This is a genomic window from Chryseobacterium sp. SIMBA_028, assembly GCF_046535285.1.
Lineage (GTDB): Bacteria > Bacteroidota > Bacteroidia > Flavobacteriales > Weeksellaceae > Chryseobacterium.
In genome coordinates, this window is the sequence record NZ_JAWRWZ010000181.1 from 1 (window position 1) to 279 (window position 279).

Genomic DNA, 279 nt, shown 5'->3' on the forward strand with positions numbered 1-279 from the left:
GCGCAAGGTCGGCCGTCCAAACCCTGATCGACGCCGGTCATACCCGGATAGGCATGGTCAACAACACCGACGACGTGCCGGCAACCCACTCCCGGCTCAAGGCATTCATGGAAACGCTGTCCGACGCCGGACTGCCTTTCCACGAAGAACTGGTCCAGTCCGAGCCCTCGGAAGTATCTGGCGGGTATCAGGCTGCCCTGCGCTTGCTGAAAGGACAAGACCGCCCCACCGCCGTGTTCTGCTACAACGACCGGATGGCCATGGGCGCGTACAGGGCCG

The 279-nt window shown here is 63.4% G+C and carries 1 protein-coding gene; it reads left to right on the forward strand.

What is annotated here, in order from left to right:
- The coding region (locus SCA31_RS23060; protein ID WP_410699361.1) for a substrate-binding domain-containing protein at positions 1 to 279 on the forward strand (279 nt) is incomplete at both ends.